Below are 2338 nucleotides of genomic sequence, written 5' to 3' on the forward strand. Positions count from 1 at the left end.
GTCTTTCTCTTGCATTGCTTAAACAAGCCGGTCATAAAATTTTTTCGCCATAGACGGCAATTACTTCATTTGTATTTATTGCATGGGAATTTTCTGCCGTTGGATAATCGGGAACAAATTTGTTGTACGTTGCGCCGCAACAATTACATTCAAAGCCTGCTCCCCTATATTTTGCATATTGAATTTTATAATTTATCCGCTTTATACTCGACAAAATATTTCGATAGTTGCACTGTAAAAAATAATACAGGCCAAGTTTTTTTAAAATATTTTTTACAGTTTCTTTCAATGAAAATTATTATTGAGCAAATAACGATTCGGCTACAATTAAATCTAATGGCCGGGTAATTTTTATATTGTTCTCCTCTCCCGCTATTAAATTTACTTTTAAACCAAAAGCTTCTGCAACAGTTGCCTCGTCCGTAAATTTTTCTTTATAATCTATATTGAATGCTGGTAATAAAATTTTACTGTGAAATGTTTGCGGCGTTTGCACCAGTTTAATATTATTTCTTTCTAATGCTGTGCTATGGTCGTCTGCAATAAGGCGAATGCTGTCTTTACAATCAATTACAGGAATAGCAGTTCCATTTTCAATAGCAGCTTTGTAACAACGCTTAATTAAATCCACCGTTAACAGGCAACGTACTGCATCATGCACAAAAACAATACTCTCCTCTTCAATTAAACTTAAGCCGTTTTGTACCGAATGAAATCTTGTTCTTCCTCCAACAGTTATTGTAATGCGGCTGTAATTGAAAAATGCATCAATAATTTCCTGGCCTGCAGCTACATGTTCTTCGGGCAATACCAAAATAATTTGCATGTCCTCATACGATTTTAAAAATGTATCAATCGTATAATACAAAACCGGTTTACCTTTTAATAATAAAAATTGTTTTGGAACGGTGTTATTCATCCTGGTTCCGGTTCCCCCGGCTACAATTACAGCAATTTTTTTTAATCGCAATTTATCTTCCATCTTAAAAACAAATATTTTAAGTTTATTATTATGCTAAATTACGATACAGCAGGAGTTAAATCAAAAACAAAATAAGGGTTGAAAGAATTGGGTTACCAATACGCTGAGATAAAAGCTGAATAAAGTTATCATGCACAAGAGTGTCTCGCCTTAGGCCAGACCAATGAAGATAAATAGTATTTGAAATGATGGGCTAAAAAAAATGACAGCATAATTATCGATTCAGTCTTCTACATTTCCTCTCCCATCGGTGGAGATAGAGAGGGACTAATCGTGATATATTTTTACATAATTTTCATTATCACTGTTTCTCATACCACGGTACATACCTGCGCTGTTTAGCACCATGGCAACATTACCTGCGGCATCAACACCAATCATTCCGCCTTCGCCGTCCATCTGTGGTAATTTATTCATCACCACTTCATGCATAGCCTGCTGCAAACTCATGCTTTTATATTCCATTAAACAACTTACATCATACGCAGCAACGGCACGTATAAACGGCTCACCGTGGCCGGTACAACTGATAGCACAGGTTTTATTATTGGCATAAGTGCCGCAGCCAATTAATGGACTGTCGCCAATGCGGCCATATTTTTTATTCGTCATACCACCGGTACTGGTAGCCGCAGCAATGTTGCCATCCACATCGCAGGCCACTGCACCAACGGTACCAAATTTTTTATCTTTAAATAATTCTTCCAGTCCCTGGTGTGTGTGATCGAGAGAATAATTATCGCTGTCTCTTATTGCTTTCCATTGATCGTAACGAAATTGCGAAAAGAAAAATTCATCGGGTTCTAATTTTATACCCTGCTTAATAGCAAAATCGTTTGCACCTTTACCACTTAAAAAAACATGATTGCTGTTGAGCATTACTTCTGCAGCAAGTTCTATCGGGTTGCGAACATTACGTACAGCAGCAACCGCACCTGCAGCTAAATCTTTTCCATTCATAATAGCTGCATCCATTTCCTGTACACCTTTTTTTGTAAATACAGCGCCACGGCCGGCATTAAACATAAGGTTATCTTCCAAAATTACAATAGCCGCTTTTACTGCATTTATTGCAGTGCCGCCTTCTTCTAAAACGGCATAGCCGGCATTTAAAGATTCGTTCAGTCCTTTTAAATAAGCGGCTTCCAGTTCGGGTGTCATATCTTCTTTTAAAATAGTTCCTGCGCCGCCATGAATAGCAATCGATAGTTTTTGCATACGTGTTAGTGGGTATTAAATGTTTGCTCAAAAGTATTTAATTTACTGCCACAAAAATTCTACAATTTTAAGCCAATGTTTAAACGTAAGCTAACAATAAGCGATTATCTTTTAATAGTTGTTAATCTGATTCCATTG

The 2338-nt window shown here is 36.7% G+C and carries 2 protein-coding genes; both read right to left on the reverse strand.

Annotation, left to right across the window (positions count from 1 at the left end; translation table 11 throughout):
- Window positions 1-298: 298 nt before the first annotated feature.
- Window positions 299-982 (reverse strand): 2-C-methyl-D-erythritol 4-phosphate cytidylyltransferase, encoded by a 684-nt coding sequence (locus ACY65O_RS12935; protein WP_462221275.1) that lies wholly within the window; start codon window positions 980-982, stop codon window positions 299-301.
- 267 nt (window positions 983-1249) lie between these two features.
- Window positions 1250-2200, reverse strand: a complete 951-nt coding sequence (locus ACY65O_RS12940; protein WP_462221276.1) for an isoaspartyl peptidase/L-asparaginase family protein — start codon at window positions 2198-2200, stop codon at window positions 1250-1252.
- Window positions 2201-2338 lie beyond the last annotated feature (138 nt).

The sequence above is a fragment of the Ferruginibacter sp. genome, assembly GCF_031430955.1.
In the GTDB taxonomy this organism is placed as follows: Bacteria; Bacteroidota; Bacteroidia; order Chitinophagales; family Chitinophagaceae; genus Ferruginibacter.

What these genes read in the sequence shown, in the direction of transcription:
- ACY65O_RS12935 (WP_462221275.1), bottom strand. Translation starts at nt 982, where the DNA reads ATGGAAGATAAATTGCGATTAAAAAAAATTGCTGTAATTGTAGCCGGG.
- ACY65O_RS12940 (WP_462221276.1), bottom strand. Translation starts at nt 2,200, where the DNA reads ATGCAAAAACTATCGATTGCTATTCATGGCGGCGCAGGAACTATTTTA.